This is a genomic window from Rathayibacter sp. AY1C5 (assembly GCF_002931705.1).
Taxonomy (GTDB): Bacteria; Actinomycetota; Actinomycetes; order Actinomycetales; family Microbacteriaceae; genus Rathayibacter.
Genome location: NZ_PSWD01000001.1, coordinates 201,713 through 222,496 on the forward strand (window position 1 = coordinate 201,713; position 20,784 = coordinate 222,496).

Sequence of the window (20,784 nt, forward strand, 5' to 3'; positions counted from 1 at the left end):
CCGCTCCTTCGAGAGCGCCTAGAAACTAGCTACCGCGACCCGCCTCGCCGGTAGGGAGAGCAGAGGATTAATTGGCCCTCGTGCTCTCTCCTGGGATGAGCGCCGAGCCGGCCCGTCCTGCGCCCGCTGAGGGACACAGATGCGCCACTGGGACCAGCGTCTACACCCGGGGTAGCGCGGCCGCACGTCGCTCTCTCGCCGCCCGAGCCCGAGCCTGATAGCGACCGCGCTCGTACGCAGCCGCAGCGGCGCTACAGGGCTCGCAACGGCAGCCGGCGTGATAACGGCTCCGGTTCCTGTGCTCCGCGCGCTGCGGTGACGGATGCCGGATCGGGGACGCAGTGAGCTTCGCGACGAACATCGCCTGCAGGTCGGGCAACGCGATCCACTTCTGCGTATCGCCGGCTCGCACCCGATACGGCATGCCGGCGCTCAGCCACCGCTGAACGGTCCGTGGCGAACGGCCCACGCGCTTCGCCGCCTGCTCGATCGAGAGGTACTCCGTGGCCACCCAGTCATTCTCGCCGGCCGCCACCTCGAGAGCGAGCGCGACGGCCCGCAGCCGCTACAGCCCGGACCCCGCGGGCCGGTGCAGCGACCGCCGCTTGAACTCCTCGAAAGCGGACACTGACGCATCTGCCGCCAACGGCGCGGCCGGCGCTGGGCCCTCGGCAGTCGGGCCCGGTGCGAACTCGCGCAGCAGCCGCAGAATGTTCAGGTACTCGCGCAGCAGCCGGGGCTCCTGGCCGGGTGGGACACCTCTGTCCCACCTCCGCGCCAGCGTCAACGCGAGCTCGACGTAGACGACAGCCATCGGCACGGCGGCCACCCCCAGAGCGTCCACAGTCGTGCGGAGCGCCTCTACGTGAGTGCCCGACTCCGCCGCCGCCTGCGGAACCGCGGGCGCTTGGGCCGCCGCCTCGCGGTTCCGGGCCCGCTGCCGAGCCTTCCGCACACGATCACGCTCACGACGCTGCTCGACACTCATCGGCACGAGGGGGCTCCTGACGTAGATGGGACAGCGGCGGCGGCGAGAACCGGGGAGAGAGCGGCACTCAGGGCGGGGAGTGTTGGGGGGGGTTCGATCGCGTGCGATGGGAACGCCCCCCTGCCCGGGGTGTGGGTCAGCCCCAGCCGGCTCCCGAGAAAGCAGTACGCGGGGCGGCTGGGGCTGGGGTGCGCAGTCGAGTTCCAGGTCGACCGCGCGGACGCCGGGGCACTACTCCCGGCGCCACGTCTAGGCGGTGAGGTCGAGCTTGCGGAAGCTCGGCGTCGAGGTGATGGCGGTGCCGATGCGGGTCTCGCCGCGGAAGCGGGCGAGGTTGCGTCCGTAGAGGTCGACGGTGGCGCCGTCGATCTCGGCGGTACCCGTCTCGACGACGGTGATCTCGTACACGCCGCGGCGGAACAGAGTGACGGTCGACCAGTCGCCGACGAGGCCGGTGCCGGCGGGCATCCCGTTGACGAGGGTGACGGGGACGCCCCAGAGGCGTCGCTCGGCGGAGGTGCCGTCGGCGGCGATGAGGGTGCGGCCGGTGGTGTCGGTCGCGGTCTCGATCGCTTCCCAGTCGGAGGGAGCGAGGGCGATGCCGGTCGCGTTTACGCCGGCCGTGTCGAGGGCGCCGAGGGCTGCGCGGATGGTGAGCAGCTTGGAGGTGCTGTACGGCTGTGTGACGATGGCGGGGGTGTTCAGCAGCCCGGACTTGGTCGTGCCGTTCTCGCTCACCCCACCGTTCAGCAGGTAGTCGTTCGTAGCCTCGTCCAGGCCGTAGGCGAGCTCGGCGGCGATGAACGGGGTCAGGCCGTCGATGTCGGCGAGCCACTGCTTCGAGACGGGCTCGAGCAGGTGGGCGAGGGTCGCGAGCTCCCACGTCTTGTGCTCGATCGCGAGGGCGCTCTGCGGCTTCGGCGCGCCGAGCTCGACGGGGGCGGCCTGCAGGTCGCGGATCGTCTGGCGGAGGTACGCGCCGGAGGGGACGTCGGTCGGGGTGTTGCGCACGAGGCCGGCGAGCGAGAACACGGCCCGCGGGTCGTTTACCACGGGGCCGTCGTACTGCACCTGCACGGTCCCGCTTGGGACGACGCCCTTCGCGGCGTATCCGGTTTCGGTGAGGCGCTTGCGGTACGCCTGCACGAAGCCGGCGGCCTTGTCGGCGCGGGACGGCAGGAGGCCGCTCGCGCCGTCGGCGGTCACCGACGCGCTGGCGCCGAAGGCTGCGAGGCCGGCCTCGGCCTGCTTGCGGGTGGCGATGATGCGCTCGGTCGTCTCGATCTCGGTGCGCAGGGCAAGCACGCGGGTCGCGTCGGCGTCGGTGAGCTCCGACTTCCCGGCGAGGGTCGTCCACTCGGCGTGCAGGGTCTTGAGCTTCGCTTCGGGGTTCACGCGAACCCTCCGTTCTCGGCCGGTGCGGCCGTGTCGATGGGAGCGGCGGCACGGTCGGCCGGCGCGGTGCTGAGGTGCTCCTCAGCGACTCGACCATCGGGAACGGCAGGCGTCGGGCGCCTGCTGGCCGAGAGTGCTCCGAGGGGGGACTCAACGAATGAATTTCGTTGGTCACGCCACCAGCCCGGAGGGGCACTGCGATCGACCGAGTTCGACGCTACACGAGAAAGGCCCGCAGGGAGTCCGGGTGGACATCACTGCGGGCCTCGTCGTCGTCATCGTCAGTCGGGGCCGGCGTTCCCGATCGCCTCGTCCACCGACGCGCCGAGCCGGAGGCGCTCGAGGAGTCCGCTCAAGTCAGTCACCCCGACGGCGCCGGCTACGTCCCTCAGCACGACGACAGCCTGCGTGAGAACTGCGACAGTCCCACCCAGCATCCGGTCCAGCATGGCGCCGGCGCGAATCACCGTCGCCGCGTCTCCAAGCTGCACAGCACCAACGAGGGCCACGAGCACGACCCACGCCTCCTCCGGCTTGATCATCCGTTCCAGCATCGCGTCGGTGGCTTCCAGCCGCTCCCGCGTCGCGCGAGCGCGAGCCGCCAGGCCCCGTCCGCGCATACCGCGCTCGAGCGCGTCGAGCATCTCCTCTGGCGTCATCATCTCGTCACGCATCGATTCGTTGTCGGGCTGCTTGTGCTCTGACATCTGCTCTTCTCCATTTCTTCGAGGAGTGAACTCGCCCGCTTGCGGCTGCAAGTGGGCCTGATCATTGGTCACTGGTCTTGTCACTGGTCTTCACTGGTAGTCGGAACGTCATTCCGGTAGGACGGTCGTGAGGTTCCGGTGGTGGCGGAAGGACGTTCCGGCGGTCGGTCGTGAAGTTCCGGTGGTACCGGAAGGACGTTCCGGTAGCGGCGTCCTAGCCCTGGTGTCGGAGCCACTCCGGATCGCTCTCCCGAAAGTCGTGCGGCACGGCCAGGAAGTACTCGGATCTCGCCCAGTCGCCACCCTTCCGCCGGCGCTTCTCGACGCGCAGCAGCTTGCGCTCCTCGAGGCGCCGGATGACGGTTCGCACGTTGCGATCCGACTGCCGAGTCCTCGCCGCGATCGTCTCCTGCGACGGGAACGCGCACCCTTCCTCCGCGTTCTCCATCTCCGCCAGGAATGCGAGGACGAACGCCTCGGGGGCCGAGAGCTCGAGATGCTCGCCGGCGCGCCACGCCCAGTTGCGGGCTGAGATGCTCACTCACGGCCGTCCTCTCCAAGCCAGTCGTCCGGCGCCGGGTGTTCGGCTCGGTGCGCGGCCGCGATGAGCTCGACCGCCAGGTGTACTGCCTCGTCTGGGTAGAGCGGCAGCGAGAGGCCGGGGGGCTTGAGGCAGACGACGGCCTGCTCGAGGAACTCGGCCAGTTCGACGAGGACAGCCCCGCCGGCATGACGGACGTCGACCACCCCGATCACGAGCCGGCCCACTCGCGCTGCTCGGGCAGGTCGTGGGCGACGTGGGCAACGGCGGAGGTCCCACATGAGGACGGGCGGCCTTCGATGGCGTCGCGGTGGCCCTCGACCCCTGGGACCTGGGATGCGATCGTGGCAGCCGTCCTTTCTTCGACGTAAGTTCTCGGGTTGGTGCCCCAGCCCTCTGCGTCCTGGCCGACGTTGAGGGCTTTCTCGTGGGCGGGTTGGGCCGGCGGTCGGCGCGCTGTCGCCACGGCGTCGACGAGGCTCATAGCGGCCGACCCGACAGGTGCTCCTCGCGGGAGCGCACCCGTTCGAGCGTCGACGTAACATCGCGGACGAGCGCTGGCAGAAGTTGCAGTAGCAGGGTCGCGGTCAGCGTGTGCGCTGTGAAGCGCGCCGTCGCGCCTGCCACGACGAGCAGCACGCGCACCTCGCCGAGCTTCGCGCCGGCCATCTAAACCGCCTCCGCGAACGCCGCCTCGATGAACGAGGCCACATCAGAAGCCCTCCACATCCGGCGACCGCCGATGAGTGCTGACTTGGGTGCCGTGCCGCGGTGGACCATCCAACGCAGTTGCGCCTCGGACTTGCGGAGACGTTCCGCTGTCTCGGGGAGCGTCAGGAGCGGGCTTGCTTCGTGCTGGCGACTGCCTTGCATCAGAACTTCCTTCCAAGAACATTAACTTGCCTTGCAAGGAAGGTATGCGCACCTCCGTTGTAAGTCAACTAGTCTCGTCGCATGTCCACCGATCCCCGTCCCAAGCAACGCGGCAACGAGATAGGCCCGACCGGTCTGGAGGTCGCGAAGAACATCAAGCGGATCCGGCTCTACGCAGGGAGGACCCAAGCTGACGTCTCCCAGATGCTCGCGGAGTTGGGACGCCCGGTCCCCGTGGCGAGTATCGGCAAGATCGAGTCGGGTGACCGCCGCGTCGAGGTTGATGACCTCATCGCGTTCGCAGTGGTGCTCGGCGTGACGCCCCTCGCGCTCCTGATGCCCCACACGCGCTCTTCGAACGAGACCGTAAACATTACTGGGCACCGTGGTCCAGCATTCGAGGCTTGGCACTGGGCAGTCGGCGAGGCTCCGTTGAATCTCTCGAGCGACTACGAGGACGCGGAGTCCGATGTCGGGGTGTTCGTGCACGCGTCGCTGCCGTGGTGGGTTCGCGTGCAGACCGCGGAGCGCTCTGGCGAGCTGACGAAGCGCTTCGGCGAGCGGGCATTCGAGGATGAGGCCGATCGCGCGACAGAGGTTGGAGAGTAACCGTGGCAAGCATCCAGAAGCGACCGAATGGCACCTGGCGCGCCCGCTACCGCGACGCCAACGGGAAGGAGCACGCCCGCCACTTCCCCCGCAAGATTGACGGGCAGCGCTGGCTTGATGGTGTCACCGCGACCCTCGTCGTGGGCACATACGTCGATCCCGCTGCAGGCCGTATCACCCTCGCCAGCTACTTTGCGGAGTGGTCGACGCGTCAGGTCTGGGCGCGCGGCACTGCCACCGCAATGAGCCTCGCCGTGCGGCGCTGCACCTTCGCCGACGTCGAGCTCGGGAAGCTGCGCCGCTCACACGTCGAGACTTGGATCAAGAGCATGAGCGCCGAGGGGCTCGCCGCCGGCACGATCCGGACGCGGACGAACAACGTGCGCGCCGTCCTCCGCGGCGCGCTCCGCGACCGCTTGATCGGCTCCGATCCCTCAGAGGGCGTCACGCTCCCGCGCGGCCGCAAAGCCGAGCACGCGATGCGCGTGCCGTCGCCCGAGGAGGTCGGCGCCGTGCTCGATTCGGCCGAAGAATGGTTCCGACCATTCGTCGCGCTCTGCGCGTTCGCCGGTCTCCGCCTCGGAGAGGCCGCCGGCGCGCAGGTCTCCGACGTCGACTTCCTACGCCGACAACTCCACGTCCAGCGCCAGGTTCAGCGCGTCTCGGCCGGCGTAGTCGAGATCACTCCGCCGAAATACGGATCTGAGCGCGTCGTGTACCTCCCCGACGAGCTCGTGCTCCTCCTCGGCCGCCACGTCGAGCAGGTCGGCGTCCGCGGCGACGAGGGGTGGCTCTTCGTCGGCGGAGGGGGTCAGCCGCCCCATCAGAACACGGTTGGCTACTGGTGGCGGAGCACCGTCGCTCGAGCGGGCGTGGACGCGTTCCGACTTCACGACCTCCGCCACTTCTACGCGTCCGGGCTCATCGCCGACGGCTGTGACGTCGTCACGGTGCAACGGGCGCTAGGTCATGCGAAGGCGACGACGACGCTCGAGACCTACTCACACCTTTGGCCGACCGCAGAGGATCGTACGCGAGCCGCTGCAGGCCGGCTGATGGCGACATCCTTAAGCAACCGGACAGCCGCCGGATCCCTAGCTTTCCCCTCGCCCTAGGGATCGTCCGAAAATGAAGCCAAGCGCTGTCGTCGCAATCAGCTTGAAGACGTCAGCCGCGCCAGAGAGGTCGCCTGCACCCTCGGGCGCCGGCACGTAGCTATCGGCGATCTCGAGGCCAAGTAGTGCTACTAATGAGAGACCTACGAGCCAGAAAGCGAAGCGGAGCTTCGAAAGATCCATCGCCCGGCGGTGTTTAGCCTCCGGATCGCTAACCTGCTTGTATTGACCCTGCGCAACCGATCCGGTGCCTGAAGGCTCGTCCTCGCGCGCACCCGCAGGCACTTTCGCACGAGGGCTCTGCGGCGGCCCCGCCTGCTCGGTCACCCAGCGGCTGCTTCTGACAAACCCAGGGCAACTCGGTAGCTCTGATCTGCTTCCAGTTCGTCGTCTGAGATCCAACCGCGCGTGTAGGCGACGTCCCAGGCCGACCCCTGTAGGTGGGTGATCCGGGACAGGTCGACGGCGTTCTTGTACTTCGACGCTCCCCAGATGACGTCGATCGCCGCGCGAAGCTGCGGATCGGTCTGCTCGTCTACGACCCAAGCATTGCCAGCGGCATCCTTGCCGTATGAGCGAATCCGATTACCTCCGAAGGAACGGAACTCCTCGTAGACGCTTCTCTCGACCGGACCGTACTTCCATGTCTGGAACGTCCCATCGATCAGGGGTGTGTGGGTCCGCTTCGCGTACTCACTAGCGGTGAAGAAGAGCAGCTTCTGCAACTTCATCGGTGACACCGCAACATCCTCCTCGAAGGCACGGCGAAGCAGGTTGTTGCTGACGTTCACTGGGCTGTACCCCATGGCTCCTCCTTCCAGGTCGTCACCGTCAACGTATCGCAAGCTGCCGACATTCCCGGGCGTGGCGCGACCTCCCCCGACCGACCTCCTGCGGACTCTATGCGGACCGGCAAGCCCAGAGACCAGCGTTTACGGGGATCGAGGCGGTGCTCTACACGTTGAAGCGGAACTCCACGACGTCGCCGTCCTGCATGACGTAGTCCTTGCCCTCGATGCGGGCCTTGCCCTTCGCGCGTGCCTCGGCGATCGAGCCGGTCTCGACGAGGTCGTCGAACGAGATGATCTCGGCCTTGATGAAGCCCTTCTGGAAGTCGGTGTGGATGACACCGGCGGCCTGGGGCGCGGTCCAGCCCTTACCGATGGTCCAGGCGCGCGTCTCCTTCGGGCCGGCCGTGAGGTACGTCTGGAGGCCCAGGGTGTCGAAGCCGATGGTCGCGAGCTGGTTGAGGCCCGACTCCGTCTGGCCGGTCGACTCGAGCATCTCGGCGGCGTCGGCCTCGTCGAGGTCGATCAGCTCGGACTCGATCTTCGCGTCGAGGAAGATCGCCTTCGCCGGCGCGACCAGGGCTGCGAGCTCTGCCTTCCGGGCGTCGTCGGTCAGCACGGCCTCGTCGACGTTGAAGACGTAGATGAAGGGCTTGGCGGTCAGCAGGCCCAGCTCGCGGATCGGCTCCAGATCGATCGAGGAGGCCGACAGCGGCTTGCCCTGGTCGAGGAACTCGCGCGCCTTCTTCGCGGTCTCGACCACGATCGGCTCGATCTTCCTGCCCTTGAGCTCCTTCTCGTAGCGGGCCTCGGCCTTCTCGAGGGTCTGGAGATCGGCGAGGACCAGCTCGGTGTTGATCGTCTCCATGTCGCTGGCGGCGTCGACCTTGCCGTCGACGTGGACGACGTCTGAGTCCTCGAAGCCGCGGATGACCTGCGCGATCGCGTCGGCCTCGCGGATGTTCGCGAGGAACTTGTTGCCCAGGCCCTCGCCCTCGGACGCGCCGCGCACGATGCCGGCGATGTCGACGAAGGAGACGGGCGCCGGGAGGATGCGCTCGGAGCCGAAGATCCCGGCGAGCACCTCGAGGCGGGAGTCGGGCAGGTTCACCACACCCACGTTCGGCTCGATCGTCGCGAACGGGTAGTTCGCCGCGAGCACCGTGTTCTTGGTCAGTGCGTTGAAGAGCGTCGACTTGCCGACGTTGGGGAGACCGACGATTGCGATAGTGAGAGCCACGGGCATCCATCCTACGGCGTGGCGGCGGAAGGGCCGGGCGGGCGGGCGCGGAGGAACGGGAGGCGCCCGGCCCGCGGCCGGCGGGTGCTCCCGGCCGCTCGGGGCGACGCGCGCGCGACGCTCCCGGCGGCGTCGGAGGTGCGTGAGAGGCTGAAGCGTGCCCATCGACTTCACCGCCATTGACTTCGAGACCGCCAACTCTCACGGAGCCTCCGCCTGCTCCGTCGGGCTCGTGAAGGTCCGCGACGGCCGCGTCGTCGACCGCGCCGGCTGGCTCATCCGCCCGCCGCTGGGGTACGACGACTTCCTCGAGTGGAACACGCGGATCCACGGCATCCGCAAGCACGACGTGCACGCCGCCGCCTCCTGGGTCGACCAGTTCGCCGCCCTGGCGGCCTTCGCCGGCGAGGACGTGTTCGTCGCGCACAACGCCGGCTTCGACATGGGCGTCATCCGCGCGGCCTGCGCGGCGACCTCCCTCGAGCACCCCGAGTACGACTACCTCTGCTCGCTGCAGCTCGCCCGCAAGACGTACGAGCTCGACTCCTACCGCCTCCCCGTCGTCGCCATGGCCGCGGGCTTCGAGGACTTCCGCCACCACGACGCGTCGGCCGACGCCGAGGCGTGCGCCGCGATCGTCGTGCACGCGGCCCGGCGGCACGGCGCCGCGAGCATGGCCGAGCTCGGCGAGCTGGCCGGCGTCTCCGTGAAGCGCCTGCGCCCGAAGGCCCCCGTCGCCGCCTGACGTCCGTCATGCCGAGCCGGCTCGAGACGATCGGCTCAGCCGCGGGGGTCGCCGAACCAGGTGCTGAAGATGCGCCAGAAGTTCCGGTTCCCGTAGGCCGAGCAGTCGTCGCCCTCGCCGTAGAGGTTCGCGAGCGCCGCCGCATTCGGCTGGTACGGCGTGTAGTAGTAGAGGCCCGCCGTGGCCGCGTTGGCGATCGTCACCGGGGCGGTGCCGCAGGACTCGTCCGGGGAGTAGCGGACGTCGCTGGCCGCGCCGACCGGGTACCAGTCGAAGCTCGAGTCCGGATTCCGGTAGCGCTGGAACTGCCACGCCGCTCCGTACACCTGCGCCGCGAAGCCGTAGGAGTCCGTGTCGCAGTCGGCGGTGTCCGGGCAGCCGTAGCCCGTGGCACTGCGGAACTGCCGCTCGCTCGGCTCCGGATCGGTCACGAGCGACTGCTCCTTCTGCAGCAGCACCAGGAGGACGGCCGGATTCACGCCGCACGCGCCGGCGACCGAGGTGATGATCTCCGCGGCCGGGACGTCGCGTCCGGCGGGCAGCGCGTCGCACTGCTCGTCGGCCGTGATCGCCGCGGTGTCCTCGGCGTAGTCGCGCAGGCACGGCACCGGCCCGCCAGCGCAGTCGGGGACGCGGGCGTCGAGGAACGCCTGCACCGTGAGCGGTCCGAGCGCGTCGCCGTCGAAGAAGACCTCGTCGGAGATCAGGTCGCCCGGGTCGAAGTCGGCCGCGACGGGGCCCGGCTGGAGGAAGGTCCACAGCCGGACGGTCTGCGGCTCGGACGGCACCGCTGCGAGGCGCGTGCCGTCGACGGAGCCTCCCAGCAGGAGTGCCACCAGCGCCGCGACGACGACGACCGCACCGCCCCGCCGGCGTCGGAGGCCGGTCGGGGACGGTGCGGTCGGGGTCATCCCTCCACGCTAGTGGCGGGGTCGCGGGCGATCAGCCGCAGGGGGTGAGCCGCGCGACGTCCTCCGAGAGGGTGGTGGGACCGCCGAGGAGGACGACCCGCTGAGCTCCCGACTTCGCGATGTCGGTCAGGACGGCGCGGGGCACGCAGGTCGTCGGCACGGCGAACAGCGGGCTGTTCGAGTAGCCCGCCGCCGTGGCTCCGGCGAGGGCGTCGGGGAAGTTCTCGCCCGTCGCCAGGAACACGGTCTTGGCCCTCGAGAAGGCGGCCCGGTTCAGCTGCTCCGATGTGTCGTAGCGGTCGACTCCGCCGATGCGGGTGATCGTCGGCACCGGAAGCGAGTTCTTGATCCCCTCGCTCACCGACAGGGGGCTGCCCGCGATGGTGAGGTTCTGCACCTTGAGCTTCGAGAGGATGCCCTTCGTCACGGCGTCGGCCGTGCTGCCGGTGCCGTTCACGAGGACGACGGGTGCGTCGACGGAGCCGGCCGCGGCGCTCGCGCCGAGCGCGTCGGGGAACTTCTCGCCCGTGGCGAGCCAGGCGCGCGACGAGCCGCTCGGGAACGCGCTCTGGATGATGAGCCTGGACGTGTCGTAGCGGTCCTTCCCTCCGATGCGGTCCACCGTCGGCGAGTAGGACCTCAGCTGGTTCAGCAGGCCGTCGCCGACGCTCAGTGGGGAGCCGACCACGACGATCCTCGCCGGCTTGAGCCGGCTGAGCTCGTCGCGAACGGGCTGCGACATCGAGTCGCGGTCGACCAGGAGCAGCGGACCCTTCTGCTTGGCCGCGACCGGGGCGGCGCTCAGCGCGTCGGGGAAGTTCGCGCCGGTCGCGATGTAGACGACGGGGACGTTCGGGCCGAAGACGGCCTTCGAGATCGCGACGGCGGTGCCCTGGCGGTCGGTGCCGGCCAGACGCAAGACGTCGATCCCGGCCGACGTGCTCACGGACGAGCAGCCGAGATCCTTCCGGCCGGGGCCCCGGGAGTCGCCCGTGCCGACCCAGCGGTTCCAGTCGACGGAGTCGGCGGAGACGCAGACCTGGTAGGTGCCGGGTGCCGAGACGGGCGTGGTGGCGCCGAAGCCGTGGGCGCGGCCGGCGACGGAGTACTCGCCCGGGATGTCGCCGCGGTCGCCGTTCGCGGTCTGCGTGCGGACCGTGCGGGTGCCGTCGGGGCCGGTCACCGTGACCGTCGTGGTCAGCGCGGCCTGCTGCGTCGTCGGGTCGACGGCCCAGCCGGACACGCTCAGCGTGCTGCCCGAGATGCGCGGGGCGTCGACGCGTCCCGCGGGGGCGATCCCGGCGTTGGCCAGGGTGCCGTTCGGGTTCCAGTCGCTGAAGAGGTACCAGAAGTTGATGTTGCCGTAGGTCGCGCAGGCCGCGTTGCCGGAGCCGGTGAGCGCGTAGTCGTTGGGCTGGTACGGCGTGTAGTAGTAGAGGTCGGCCGTGGCCTGGTTGCGGATGGTGACCGGCGAGGAGCCGCACGCGGTGCTCGGGTAGTAGGCGACGTTCGGCGTCGTGCCCGGAGCGTAGGTGGTGAAGTTCGAGCCGGAGCCGGGCGGGTTGGCGTAGCGCTTGAACTGGCGGGCCGCGCTGTAGACCTGCGTGAAGAAGCCCGCCGAGCCGGGGTCGCACGCCGCGGTGTCCGGGCAGTTGTAGCCGGTCGCCTTGGCGTAGTCCTCGGGGCTCGGCGTCGTGTCGGTGACGAGGCTCCGCTCCTTCTGCACGAGAACGACCAGGGCGAGCGGGTTGATGCCGCAGGCCAGGCCGACGCGCGTCAAGATCGAGGCCGACGACTCGCTGCCGGAGCCCTGGTAGGCGCTGCACATCGCGTCCGCCGCCTTGGACGGCGTCGCCTGCGAGAAGTTCTTGAGGCAGGGGGCGGTGCCGGCGGTGGAGCACCGGCTGCCCTTCTCGTTCAGGAGCGACTGCACCTGACCGGTGCTCAGCGCGTCGCCGTCGAAGAACTGGGCGTCGCTGACGATGAAGCCGGCGCGGAAGCTCTTCGTCTCCTCGGCGCTGTACTGCGTCGACTGGTCCGGGACGCCGAGGTCGGCGCGGTCGAGGGACGCGTCGAGAGCGCCGGTCTCGACCGAGACGGTCGACGGCGCGTCCTCGGCGGCCGAGGCGGAGGTGATCGGGACGAGGGCGGTGCCGAGCCCGATGGCGAGAGCGAGCGCGACCGTGAGCAGGCGCGATGAGCGGTGGTGATTCCCCATGATCGCGAAGTCTACGAGGCGGTCGCAGGGCGTCCTGGCCCTCGTTCGGTGGTCGTGGCGCGTCGATCGATCGATGTCGGAAGTGCGTGGTGTCATCGGCGGCATGGATCTCTCCTTCGCCCTCGGCCTGGTGGTCGGCGCGCTCCTCGCGGGAGTCGTGGCCGTCCTCCTCGCCCGCTCCCGCACGCCCGACGCCGCCCTCGCCCTCGACCTCGCGACAGCCCGCGCCCGCGCGGAGGGCCTGGAGGAGCGCCACGAGGCCGTCGTCGAGCAGCACCGCGAGAACCTCGGCTCCGCCCGCGACCAGATCCGCGAGCTCCAGGAGCAGCTGCGCGTCGTCGCCGAGCGCGAGCGGCACGACGCGCGCATCCTGCAGACCCTCTCCCCCGTCGCCGAGAGCCTGCGCGGCATGCAGGAGGCGGTCGGCCGGCTCGAACGCGAGCGCGCCGCCCAGTTCGGGGCGATCACCGAGCAGCTCGAGGGGCAGCGGGCGGCGGGCGAGCAGCTGCGCTCGACGACCGAGACCCTCGCGTCCGCGCTCCGCTCCACCACGAGCCGCGGCGCCTGGGGCGAGACGCAGCTGCGGAACGTCGTCGAGGCCGCCGGGCTCACCCAGCGGGTCGACTTCGACGTGCAGTTCGGCCTCGAGGGCGAGGCGGGCCGCGGCCGCGCCGACATGGTGGTCCGCCTGCCCGGCGGCAAGGCGATCGCGGTGGACGCCAAAGTGCCGTTCGACGCGTACCTGGAGGCGAGCGCGATCCCCGCGGGCGCCGGCGGAGAGGAGGAGGCGCGGCGTGCGGGGCTCCTGCGCGCGCACGTCCGCGCCCTCCGCGGCCACGTGGACGCGCTGGCCGCCCGCTCCTACTGGACCGGCCTCCCGGCGAGCCCCGAGTTCGTCATCGCGTTCGTGCCGAGCGAGCCGCTGCTCGCGAGCGCGCTCGACGCCGACCCGAGCCTGCTCGAGTACGCGTTCCGCAAGCGCGTCGCCCTCGCCTCGCCCGTGACCCTGTGGTCGGTGCTGAAGACCGTCGCCTACACCTGGCAGCAGGACGTGCTCACCGACGACGCCAAGCGCCTGCTCGACCTCGGCAAGACGCTCTACGCCCGTCTCGGCACCCTCGCCGACCACGCCGAGGGCCTGCGCCGCTCGCTCGAGAAGACGGTCGACTCCTACAACGCCTTCGCCGGCTCGCTCGAGAGCCGCGTGCTGGTCACCGCGCGCCAGTTCGACTCCCTCGACGAGTCGCGCGTCATCGCCCCGGTCGGAGGAGTCGCCTCCTCGCCGCGCCGCCTCACCGCCGTCGAGCTGCTCGCCGCGGAGGACGAGTCCGAGCGGAGCGCGTAGGGCCCCGGGTTCCCGCTGAGCGAGCACCGGGCGTGCAGGCCGCGCGCGAGCGGCGCCGTCCATCCGGCTCGACACCCGGACGACCGCAGCTCGCGACGGCGCTCCGCCTCCGCGGCTCGGCGGAGGAGCGCCCGCGAGGCGTCTCGAGACCCGCCGCGGCCCCGCCCGCTCGCCTCGGTGACCGAGGCCGGTGTCCTTCCGCGTCCTGCACGCCGAGACGCCGCCGCACTCGACGAGTGCGCCGTCAGCGGTGCGGCGCCTCGGCAGCAGTGCGGCGTCTCTGAGAGAGCGTGACGGCCTAGACCCACTTCTCCGCGAGGTGCTGGGCGGTCACGCGGCGGATGGTGCCCGAGCGGGAGCGCAGCACGATGGACTCCGTCGTGATGACGTGGCCCTCCTTGCGCACGCCCTTCACGAGCCCGCCGTTCGTCACTCCGGTCGCGACGAAGTAGGTGTTGTCGCTGCGGACGAGGTCGTTGGCGTGGAGCACGCGGTCGAGGTCGTGCCCGGCGTCGATGGCACGCTGGCGCTCGTCGTCGTCCTTCGGGCGGAGGATGCCCTGGATGACTCCCCCGAGCGCGCGGATGGCGCAGGCCGTGATGATGCCCTCGGGCGTGCCTCCGGTGCCGACGCACATGTCGAGTCGGGAGTCGTGGCGAGCGGCGTTGATGCCGCCCGCGACGTCGCCGTCGAGCAGGAGGCGCGTGCCGGCTCCGGCCGCGCGGATGTCCTCGATCAGCTGAGCGTGGCGCGGGCGGTCCAGCACCGCGATGCGCATCTCCTCGACGGGCTTGCGCTTGGCGCGGGCCAGGGCGCGGATGTTCTCGCCGATCGGGCGCTGGATGTCGATGATCCCGACGCCCTCGGGCCCGGTGACGATCTTCTCCATGTAGAACACGGCGGAGGGGTCGAACATCGCGCCGCGGTCGGCGACGGCGATCATCGAGAGCGCGTTCTGGCGCCCGGCCGCGGTCAGCGAGGTGCCGTCGATCGGGTCGACGGCGATGTCGGCGGCGGGCCCCGAGCCGTTGCCGACATGCTCGCCGTTGAAGAGCATGGGCGCGTTGTCCTTCTCGCCCTCGCCGATCACGACGACTCCGTCGAAGTTCACGGTCCCGAGGAAGGTGCGCATGGCGTCGACCGCTGCGCCGTCGGCGGCGTTCTTGTCGCCCTTGCCGATGAAGGGCACGGCGCGGATCGCGGCGGCCTCGGTGGCGCGGACGAGCTCCATGCCGAGGTTGCGGTCGGGGTGGAGGTAGAGCGAGTCGTTGTCGATCACAGAGCGGAGTCCTTCGTCGTCGAGTTCGTGCACGTCGTCGCAGGACCCGCGGAGCGGATCCCCATCCCTGCCCGAAGCCTAGTCCAGGGCCCTCCACGGGCGGAGGGACCGCGGAGGGGCGCCTCGCTAGACTCGTCCGCGACGCGGGCCTCGCCCGACCCCCCCTTCGTTCATCCGTCAAAGGAGATGCCATGCCCGTCGCTACCCCGGACCAGTACGCAGAGATGCTCGACAAGGCGAAGGCGGGCGGCTTCGCCTACCCGGCGTTCAACGTCTCGTCGTCGCAGACGATCAACGCGGTCCTCCAGGGCCTCACCGAGGCGGGCTCGGACGGCATCATCCAGGTCACCACCGGAGGCGCGGACTACTTCGCCGGCCACACCGTGAAGAACCGCGCGGCAGGCGCGATCGCCTTCGCGAGGTTCGCGACCGAGGTCGCCAAGAACTACCCGGTCACGGTCGCGCTCCACACCGACCACTGCCCGCAGAACGCGCTCGAGGGCTTCGTCTACCCGCTGATCGCCGCCTCCGAGGAGGAGGTCAAGGCCGGTCGCGAGCCGCTCTTCCAGTCGCACATGTGGGACGGCTCCGCGATCCCGCTCGACGAGAACCTCGCCATCGCGAAGGAGATCCTTCCGCGCGTCAAGAACATCAACGCCATCCTCGAGGTCGAGATCGGCGTCGTCGGCGGCGAGGAGGACGGCGTCTCGCACGACATCAACGAGCACCTCTACACCACGCTCGACGACGCGATCGCGACCGTCGAGGCCCTCGGCTTCGGCGAGCAGGGCCGCTACATGGCCGCCCTCACCTTCGGCAACGTCCACGGCGTCTACAAGCCGGGCAACGTCCGACTGCGCCCGGAGCTGCTCCGCGAGATCCAGGACGGCCTGCAGGCGAAGTACGGCACCGGCGCGCTCCCCCTCGATCTCGTCTTCCACGGCGGCTCGGGCTCGACCGACGAGGAGATCGCCGAGGCGGTCCGCAACGGCGTCGTCAAGATGAACATCGACACCGACACGCAGTACGCGTTCAGCCGCTCCGTCGCGGACACCGTGCTGAAGAACTACGACGGCTTCCTCAAGGTCGACGGCGAGGTCGGCAACAAGAAGGTCTACGACCCGCGCTCGTGGGGCAAGATCGCCGAGACCGCGATGGCCGCGCGCGTCGCCGAGGCGACCCGTCAGCTCGGCTCGGCCGGGAACTCCGGGAAGTAGGGCACCGCTCCGTGACGAACGCACACGATCAGCCGGGCGACAGGCGTCCGGAGCCGCAGTACGGCGAGTACGCGCCGCCCGGCTGGTCGTGGCAGCCGCCGGAGGATGCCGTGGTCGTCCCCGACCCGAGGGGGTCGGAGACCGATCCGAGGCCCGCGACCGCTCCGGCCGCGAAGCCCGTCGCGCATCCCGTCGACCGCCTGCTCACGATCGTGCTGCTCGCGCTCGGCGTGTTCTTCGCCGTGCCGACGCTGCTCGATCCCTCGAGCTTCGCGACGACCCTCCAGGAGCTCTACCGCTCCCAGGGCATCGGCACCTACGCGTCGCCGGAGCTCGCACGGATCCTCGGCGTCGTGGTGGCGCTCGCGCAGTCGCTGATCGTCGCCTTCGCGGTGTGGATCTCGATCCGGCGGCTCCGCGCCGGCAAGCGCGCCGTGCTCGTCCCGATCCTCGGGATCGCGGCGACCGTGCTGCTCTCCCTGATCGTCGCGGCGATCGCCATCCTGGGCGACCCGACGTTCGCGGAGTACGTCACGCGCATGTCGGGCTCGCAGGGCGGCGCCGGCACCGACGTCTAGCGTCGATCCCCGTTCCACCGCACACGGAAGAGGCCGCCGCTCCCGAGGGAGGGCGGCCTCTTCCGTGTCCGGGCCGGAACGCTCTAGGCGCCCGCTCCCGCGCTGATGCGTCCACCGACGCCGCGGGCGTCGCGCTTGCCGGCGACGTCCTTGCGCAGCTCCTTGGGGAGCGAGAACATCAGGTCCTCCTCCGCGGTCTTGACCTCCTCGACGTCGCCGTACCCGGCGGCGGCGAGGTCGTCGAGGACCTCCTGGACGAGCACCTCGGGCACCGAGGCGCCGCTGGTGACGCCGACGGTGCGGATGCCCTCGAGCCACTCCTGCTTGATCTCGCTCGCGTAGTCGACCCGGTAGGCGGCCTTCGCGCCGTACTCGAGGGCGACCTCGACGAGGCGCACGGAGTTGGAGGAGTTCGCGGAGCCGACGACGATGACCAGCTCGGCGCCCGCGGCGACCTTCTTGATCGCGACCTGGCGGTTCTGCGTGGCGTAGCAGATGTCGTCGCTCGGCGGGTCCTGCAGGTTGGGGAAGCGCTCGCGGAGACGGCGCACCGTCTCCATCGTCTCGTCGACCGAGAGCGTCGTCTGCGAGAGCCAGACGACCTTGTCCGGGTCCTTCACGACGATGTTCGGCACGTCGTCGGGGCTGCCGACGAGGGTGACGTGATCGGGAGCCTCGCCCGCGGTGCCCTCGACCTCTTCGTGGCCCTCGTGGCCGATGAGGAGGATCTCGAAGTCGTCGCGCGCGAAGCGGACGGCCTCGCGGTGCACCTTCGTCACCAGGGGGCAGGTCGCGTCGATCGCCTGGAGACTGCGGTCGGCCGCGCCCTGGACGACGGCCGGTGAGACGCCGTGCGCGCTGAAGACGATGTGCGATCCCTCGGGCACCTCGTCGACCTCGTCGACGAAGATGGCGCCCTGGCTCTCGAGCGTGGAGACGACGTGCACGTTGTGCACGATCTGCTTGCGCACGTAGACCGGGGCACCGTAGTGCTCGATGGCCTTCTCGACGGCGACGACCGCGCGGTCGACTCCGGCGCAGTAGCCGCGGGGCGCGGCGAGGAGGACGCGCTTGCGGCCCTCGACGGGGACGTCGCGCAGACGCCCTGTGGCGCGGGGCATGCGCGGCATGGGCAGGCTGATCGGGACTTGGCTCACCCCCTGATTCTACGTGGTGCATCCTGTGCCCGGGCCGTCCCGGTGTCGGACCCGTCCCGTACCGTTGTCGTCGCGGGAGGGCACTCCCGCTCCCCCCGTCCCTCCGAGCAGAGGCAGCGATGACCGACGCCCCACCCACCGCCGACGCACCCTGGCCGGTCGGCCTGCTCGCCAGCAAGATCAAGGGCTGGATCGAGCGCCTCGGGACCGCGTGGGTCGAGGGCGAGATCACCCAGTGGGGCGCGTCCGGCGGCAACGTCTACGGGAAGCTGAAGGACCTGTCCGGAGACGCGACGGTCGGCTTCACCGTCTGGTCGTCGGTGCGGAGCCGCCTCCCGGCCGACCTCAAGCAGGGCGATCGGGTCATCGCGCTGGTGAAGCCCAACTACTGGGTCAAGGGCGGCACGCTCTCGATGCAGGTCTTCGAGATGCGCCACGTCGGCCTGGGCGATCTGCTCGAGAAGCTCGAGCGGCTCCGCCGGCAGCTGGCGTCGGAGGGGCTGTTCGACGCCTCCCGCAAGAAGCCGCTGCCGTTCCTCCCGCACGGCGTGGGCCTCATCACCGGCAAGGACTCGGACGCCGAGAAGGACGTGCTGCGGAACGCGCAGCTGCGCTGGCCGGCCGTGCGCTTCCGGGTGGTCCACTCGGCCGTGCAGGGCGACCGGACGGTCCCGGAGGTGCTCTCGGCCCTGCGGACCCTCGAGGCCGACGACAGCATCGACGTGATCGTGATCGCCCGCGGAGGCGGCGACTTCCAGAACCTGCTCGGCTTCAGCGACGAGGCGCTCGTGCGCGCCGTCGCCGCCTGCTCCACTCCGGTCGTCAGCGCGATCGGCCACGAGGCCGACCGCCCGCTGCTCGACGACGTCGCCGACCTGCGCGCCTCCACTCCCACCGACGCCGCGAAGAGGGTCGTGCCCGACGTCTCCGACGAGCTGCTGCGCGTGCAGCAGGCCCGGCTGCGGATGACCGGCCGCGTGAGCGGGCTCGTCTCGCACGAGATCGACCGGCTCTCGCAGCTGCGCTCGCGGCCGGTGCTCGCCCAGCCGCACGTGCTGGTCGATCGGCACTCCGAGGAGCTGACCCGCTGGGTCGCGCGCGGCGCCGAGCTGGTGGACCGCCGCCTCGAGCGCGCGCACCTCGAGGTCGAGCGCCTGCACGGCCACCTGCGCGCCCTCTCCCCCCAGCACACCCTCGACCGCGGCTACGCGATCGTCCAGAACGCGGCCGGGCACGTCGTCCGGGCGCCCGGTGACGCGCCGGCCGGCGGCGCACTCGTCCTCACGCTCGCGGAGGGGGCCGTCGGCGCCCGCTCCGAGGGGCCCACCGGCGATCCCGCCGGCCGGTCCTGAGCCCGCCGCGCCACCCGTCCCCCTCAGCCCCGATCGATAGGATCAGACCCATGCCCGACTCCCCCGACGCCCCGGCGACCGACTCCGACGTCTCGGGATTCTCCTACGAGCAGGCGCGCGACGAGCTCGTCCGCGTCGTCTCCGAGCTCGAGCAGGGCAGCTCCACCCTCGAGCGCTCGCTCGCCCTGTGGGAGCGCGGCGAGGCCCTCGCCGCCCGCTGCGAGGAGTGGCTGATCGGAGCACGCGCCCGGCTGGACGCGGCCCGCTCCGGAGGGGCGGCCGCCGGATGAGCCGCGCGAAGCCCGCGCGGGTCGTCGCCGAGCTCGGGCGCCCGGAGACGGCGGCCGAGACGGCCGCACGCAAGGCCGAGAACTCCCGGCTCTACCGTCAGCGCAAGACGGTCAACAACCTCGTCTTCTCGCTGCTCGCGACCGTCGGCGCCGTAGCGCTCATCGTCCTGCTCGTCCCCCGCGGCGACACCGTGGAGCTCTCCTCGGTCGACGTCCCCCGCGTCGCCGCACAGGTCCAGCTGGGCGAGGAGCAGACGCTCGCCGTGCCCTCCCTGCCCGACGGCTGGAAGGCCAACGCGGCCGAGCTCCGCCGCGAGAACGGCACCGACTACTGGTACGTCGGCCTGATCACCCCGAAGGCGGGCTACATCGGCCTGAGCCAGGGGCTCGACGCGGACGCGGCCTGGGTCGCGACGCAGCTCGACCGCCGGGCGGCGACCGGCGTCGAGACGATCGACGGCCGCGACTGGACCGTCTACGACCACCGCGACTCCGGCGAAGACACCGGCAACACGCCCTACGCACTCGAGACGACGGAGGGCTCCAGCACCTACCTCGTCTACGGCACGGCCCCGACGGACGAGATCCGCCTGGTCGTGGACGCCATCACCCCGCAGATCGGCCAGGAGGAGTCCCGATGAGCCTCGGAACCAGCAGCACCGTCCCCCGCGAGTCCCGCCCGCCGGCGTGGGTCTGGAAGGAGATGCTCCGCGGCAACCAGCGCTTCGTCGCCGGCGAGCCCCGCCACCCCCGCCAGGACGTCGAGCGCCGCGCCGAGCTCGCCGCCGCGCAGGCCCCGCTCGCCGCGCTCTTCGGCTGCAGCGACTCCCGCCTCGCGGCCGAGATCATCTTCGACCTGGGGCTCGGCGACCTCTTCGTCGTCCGCAACGCCGGCCAGGTGATCGCCGACTCCATCATCGGCTCGCTGGAGTACGGCGTCGCCGTCCTCGGCGTGAAGGTGCTGCTCGTGCTCGGCCACGACGAGTGCGGAGCGGTCCGGGCGGCGATCCAGTCGCAGGCGCCCGGCGCCGAGCGGCTCCCCCCGCACATCGAGCACCTGATCGAGCCGATCATCCCCGCGGTGCGCCGCCTCGTGGGCGCCCAGCCGGACGGCCGCGTGCTCGTCGACCCGTCGGCGACCGACGCGCTGGCCGTCGGCCGCGAGCACCTGCGCGACACGGTCGCCGAGCTGCTCCAGCGCTCCCCGCTGATCGCCGACGCTGTCGCGACCGGGCGGCTCGCCCTCGTGGGCGCCAACTACCGGCTCTCGGACGGCACCGTGATGTCCGATGTCGTGCTCGGCATCGATCCGCCCGAGCTCAGCCCCTACGTCTCCGAGCTGGAGCGCGACTCCGGCTCGGCCTCCTCCGCCGCCGCTCCGAGCGCGGTGGGATCGGATCCCGCGTGAGCGGCTCCGGACAGCACAGCACCAACCG

25 protein-coding genes are annotated in these 20,784 nt (G+C 70.8%); 10 read left to right on the forward strand and 15 right to left on the reverse strand.

Annotated elements, in window-relative coordinates:
• Nucleotides 1-160: 160 nt before the first annotated feature.
• The 8 genes from C5C57_RS18630 to C5C57_RS00940 all read right to left on the reverse strand — a co-directional run bounded on the left by C5C57_RS18630 (nt 161) and on the right by C5C57_RS00940 (nt 4,504).
• Entirely contained in the window at nt 161-535 is a 375-nt protein-coding gene (locus C5C57_RS18630) for a helix-turn-helix domain-containing protein (protein ID WP_374953592.1), read from the reverse strand.
• 30 nt (nt 536-565) lie between these two features.
• Nucleotides 566-829: a hypothetical protein gene (locus C5C57_RS17545; RefSeq protein ID WP_146082319.1), complete on the reverse strand. Its 264-nt coding sequence runs from the start codon at nt 827-829 to the stop codon at nt 566-568.
• A gap of 408 nt (nt 830-1,237) precedes the next feature.
• Nucleotides 1,238-2,383, reverse strand: a complete 1,146-nt coding sequence (locus C5C57_RS00910) for a phage major capsid protein (RefSeq protein ID WP_104297164.1) — start codon at nt 2,381-2,383, stop codon at nt 1,238-1,240.
• A 281-nt stretch (nt 2,384-2,664) separates the two neighbouring features.
• Nucleotides 2,665-3,090, reverse strand: coding sequence for a hypothetical protein (locus C5C57_RS00915; RefSeq protein ID WP_104297165.1), 426 nt, complete (start codon nt 3,088-3,090; stop codon nt 2,665-2,667).
• A gap of 214 nt (nt 3,091-3,304) precedes the next feature.
• Nucleotides 3,305-3,631 carry a helix-turn-helix domain-containing protein gene (locus C5C57_RS00920; protein ID WP_104297166.1) on the reverse strand — a complete coding sequence of 109 codons (327 nt, stop codon included), beginning with the start codon at nt 3,629-3,631 and terminating at the stop codon, nt 3,305-3,307.
• A complete protein-coding gene (locus tag C5C57_RS00925; RefSeq protein WP_104297167.1) occupies nt 3,628-3,858 on the reverse strand; it encodes a hypothetical protein in 231 nt (76 codons plus the stop codon). The genes C5C57_RS00920 and C5C57_RS00925 overlap by 4 nt, the downstream gene beginning before the upstream one ends.
• A 253-nt stretch (nt 3,859-4,111) precedes the next feature.
• Nucleotides 4,112-4,300 carry a hypothetical protein gene (locus tag C5C57_RS00935; protein ID WP_104297169.1) on the reverse strand — a complete coding sequence of 63 codons (189 nt, stop codon included), beginning with the start codon at nt 4,298-4,300 and terminating at the stop codon, nt 4,112-4,114.
• A complete protein-coding gene (locus tag C5C57_RS00940; RefSeq protein ID WP_104297170.1) occupies nt 4,301-4,504 on the reverse strand; it encodes an AlpA family transcriptional regulator in 204 nt (67 codons plus the stop codon).
• 81 nt (nt 4,505-4,585) lie between these two features.
• Between C5C57_RS00940 and C5C57_RS00945 the strand changes: the two genes are divergently transcribed.
• On the forward strand, nt 4,586-5,113 hold the full coding sequence (locus C5C57_RS00945) for a helix-turn-helix domain-containing protein (RefSeq protein WP_104297171.1): 528 nt from the start codon (nt 4,586-4,588) through the stop codon (nt 5,111-5,113).
• Nucleotides 5,114-5,115: 2 nt separating this feature from the next.
• Entirely contained in the window at nt 5,116-6,228 is a 1,113-nt protein-coding gene (locus C5C57_RS00950; RefSeq protein ID WP_104297172.1) for a tyrosine-type recombinase/integrase, read from the forward strand.
• On the opposite strand, the gene C5C57_RS17550 is transcribed toward C5C57_RS00950, so the two are convergent.
• From C5C57_RS17550 to ychF, 3 genes are all read right to left on the reverse strand, one after another.
• On the reverse strand, nt 6,208-6,555 hold the full coding sequence (locus C5C57_RS17550) for a hypothetical protein (RefSeq protein WP_146082320.1): 348 nt from the start codon (nt 6,553-6,555) through the stop codon (nt 6,208-6,210). The two genes, C5C57_RS00950 and C5C57_RS17550, sit on opposite strands and share 21 nt — an antisense overlap.
• Complete coding sequence (locus tag C5C57_RS00955) at nt 6,552-7,034, reverse strand: Panacea domain-containing protein (RefSeq protein WP_104297173.1); 483 nt, start codon at nt 7,032-7,034, stop codon at nt 6,552-6,554. Before C5C57_RS00955 ends, C5C57_RS17550 begins: the two co-directional genes overlap by 4 nt.
• A gap of 148 nt (nt 7,035-7,182) precedes the next feature.
• On the reverse strand, nt 7,183-8,256 hold the full coding sequence (gene ychF / locus C5C57_RS00960; RefSeq protein ID WP_104222958.1) for a redox-regulated ATPase YchF: 1,074 nt from the start codon (nt 8,254-8,256) through the stop codon (nt 7,183-7,185).
• A 157-nt stretch (nt 8,257-8,413) separates the two neighbouring features.
• On the opposite strand from ychF, the gene C5C57_RS00965 reads away from it, so the two are divergent.
• Entirely contained in the window at nt 8,414-9,001 is a 588-nt protein-coding gene (locus C5C57_RS00965; RefSeq protein ID WP_104246622.1) for an exonuclease domain-containing protein, read from the forward strand.
• 35 nt (nt 9,002-9,036) lie between these two features.
• Here the strand turns inward: C5C57_RS00965 and C5C57_RS00970 are convergent, their stop codons facing one another.
• Nucleotides 9,037-9,912 (reverse strand): hemagglutinin, encoded by an 876-nt coding sequence (locus C5C57_RS00970; protein ID WP_104297174.1) that lies wholly within the window; start codon nt 9,910-9,912, stop codon nt 9,037-9,039.
• Between the two features lie 31 nt (nt 9,913-9,943).
• On the reverse strand, nt 9,944-12,130 hold the full coding sequence (locus tag C5C57_RS00975) for a cell wall-binding repeat-containing protein (RefSeq protein WP_104246624.1): 2,187 nt from the start codon (nt 12,128-12,130) through the stop codon (nt 9,944-9,946).
• 103 nt (nt 12,131-12,233) lie between these two features.
• On the opposite strand from C5C57_RS00975, the gene C5C57_RS00980 reads away from it, so the two are divergent.
• A complete protein-coding gene (locus C5C57_RS00980) occupies nt 12,234-13,475 on the forward strand; it encodes a DNA recombination protein RmuC (RefSeq protein WP_219815073.1) in 1,242 nt (413 codons plus the stop codon).
• A 298-nt stretch (nt 13,476-13,773) separates the two neighbouring features.
• Here the strand turns inward: C5C57_RS00980 and glpX are convergent, their stop codons facing one another.
• Complete coding sequence (gene glpX, locus C5C57_RS00985) at nt 13,774-14,706, reverse strand: class II fructose-bisphosphatase (RefSeq protein ID WP_097165697.1); 933 nt, start codon at nt 14,704-14,706, stop codon at nt 13,774-13,776.
• A 239-nt stretch (nt 14,707-14,945) separates the two neighbouring features.
• Between glpX and fbaA the strand changes: the two genes are divergently transcribed.
• Together fbaA and C5C57_RS00995 are read left to right on the forward strand one after the other, a co-directional pair.
• Nucleotides 14,946-15,971 carry a class II fructose-bisphosphate aldolase gene (fbaA, locus tag C5C57_RS00990; protein WP_104224414.1) on the forward strand — a complete coding sequence of 342 codons (1,026 nt, stop codon included), beginning with the start codon at nt 14,946-14,948 and terminating at the stop codon, nt 15,969-15,971.
• A gap of 11 nt (nt 15,972-15,982) precedes the next feature.
• Nucleotides 15,983-16,549: a DUF6264 family protein gene (locus C5C57_RS00995; RefSeq protein ID WP_104224415.1), complete on the forward strand. Its 567-nt coding sequence runs from the start codon at nt 15,983-15,985 to the stop codon at nt 16,547-16,549.
• Nucleotides 16,550-16,632: 83 nt separating this feature from the next.
• On the opposite strand, the gene C5C57_RS01000 is transcribed toward C5C57_RS00995, so the two are convergent.
• Nucleotides 16,633-17,679 (reverse strand): 4-hydroxy-3-methylbut-2-enyl diphosphate reductase, encoded by a 1,047-nt coding sequence (locus tag C5C57_RS01000; RefSeq protein WP_104232760.1) that lies wholly within the window; start codon nt 17,677-17,679, stop codon nt 16,633-16,635.
• Between the two features lie 146 nt (nt 17,680-17,825).
• Here C5C57_RS01000 and xseA point away from each other — a divergent pair, with 146 nt between their 5' ends.
• The 4 genes from xseA to C5C57_RS01020 are packed head-to-tail and all read left to right on the forward strand — an operon-like array spanning nt 17,826 to nt 20,756.
• Complete coding sequence (gene xseA, locus C5C57_RS01005; RefSeq protein WP_104224417.1) at nt 17,826-19,058, forward strand: exodeoxyribonuclease VII large subunit; 1,233 nt, start codon at nt 17,826-17,828, stop codon at nt 19,056-19,058.
• Between the two features lie 50 nt (nt 19,059-19,108).
• On the forward strand, nt 19,109-19,348 hold the full coding sequence (locus C5C57_RS01010) for an exodeoxyribonuclease VII small subunit (RefSeq protein WP_104224418.1): 240 nt from the start codon (nt 19,109-19,111) through the stop codon (nt 19,346-19,348).
• The gene (locus C5C57_RS01015) at nt 19,345-19,989 is read left to right on the forward strand and encodes a DUF4245 domain-containing protein (RefSeq protein ID WP_104246627.1); all 645 of its coding nucleotides are present in this window, start codon (nt 19,345-19,347) and stop codon (nt 19,987-19,989) included. The genes C5C57_RS01010 and C5C57_RS01015 overlap by 4 nt, the downstream gene beginning before the upstream one ends.
• Entirely contained in the window at nt 19,986-20,756 is a 771-nt protein-coding gene (locus tag C5C57_RS01020; RefSeq protein WP_208543312.1) for a carbonic anhydrase, read from the forward strand. The genes C5C57_RS01015 and C5C57_RS01020 overlap by 4 nt, the downstream gene beginning before the upstream one ends.
• Nucleotides 20,757-20,784 lie beyond the last annotated feature (28 nt).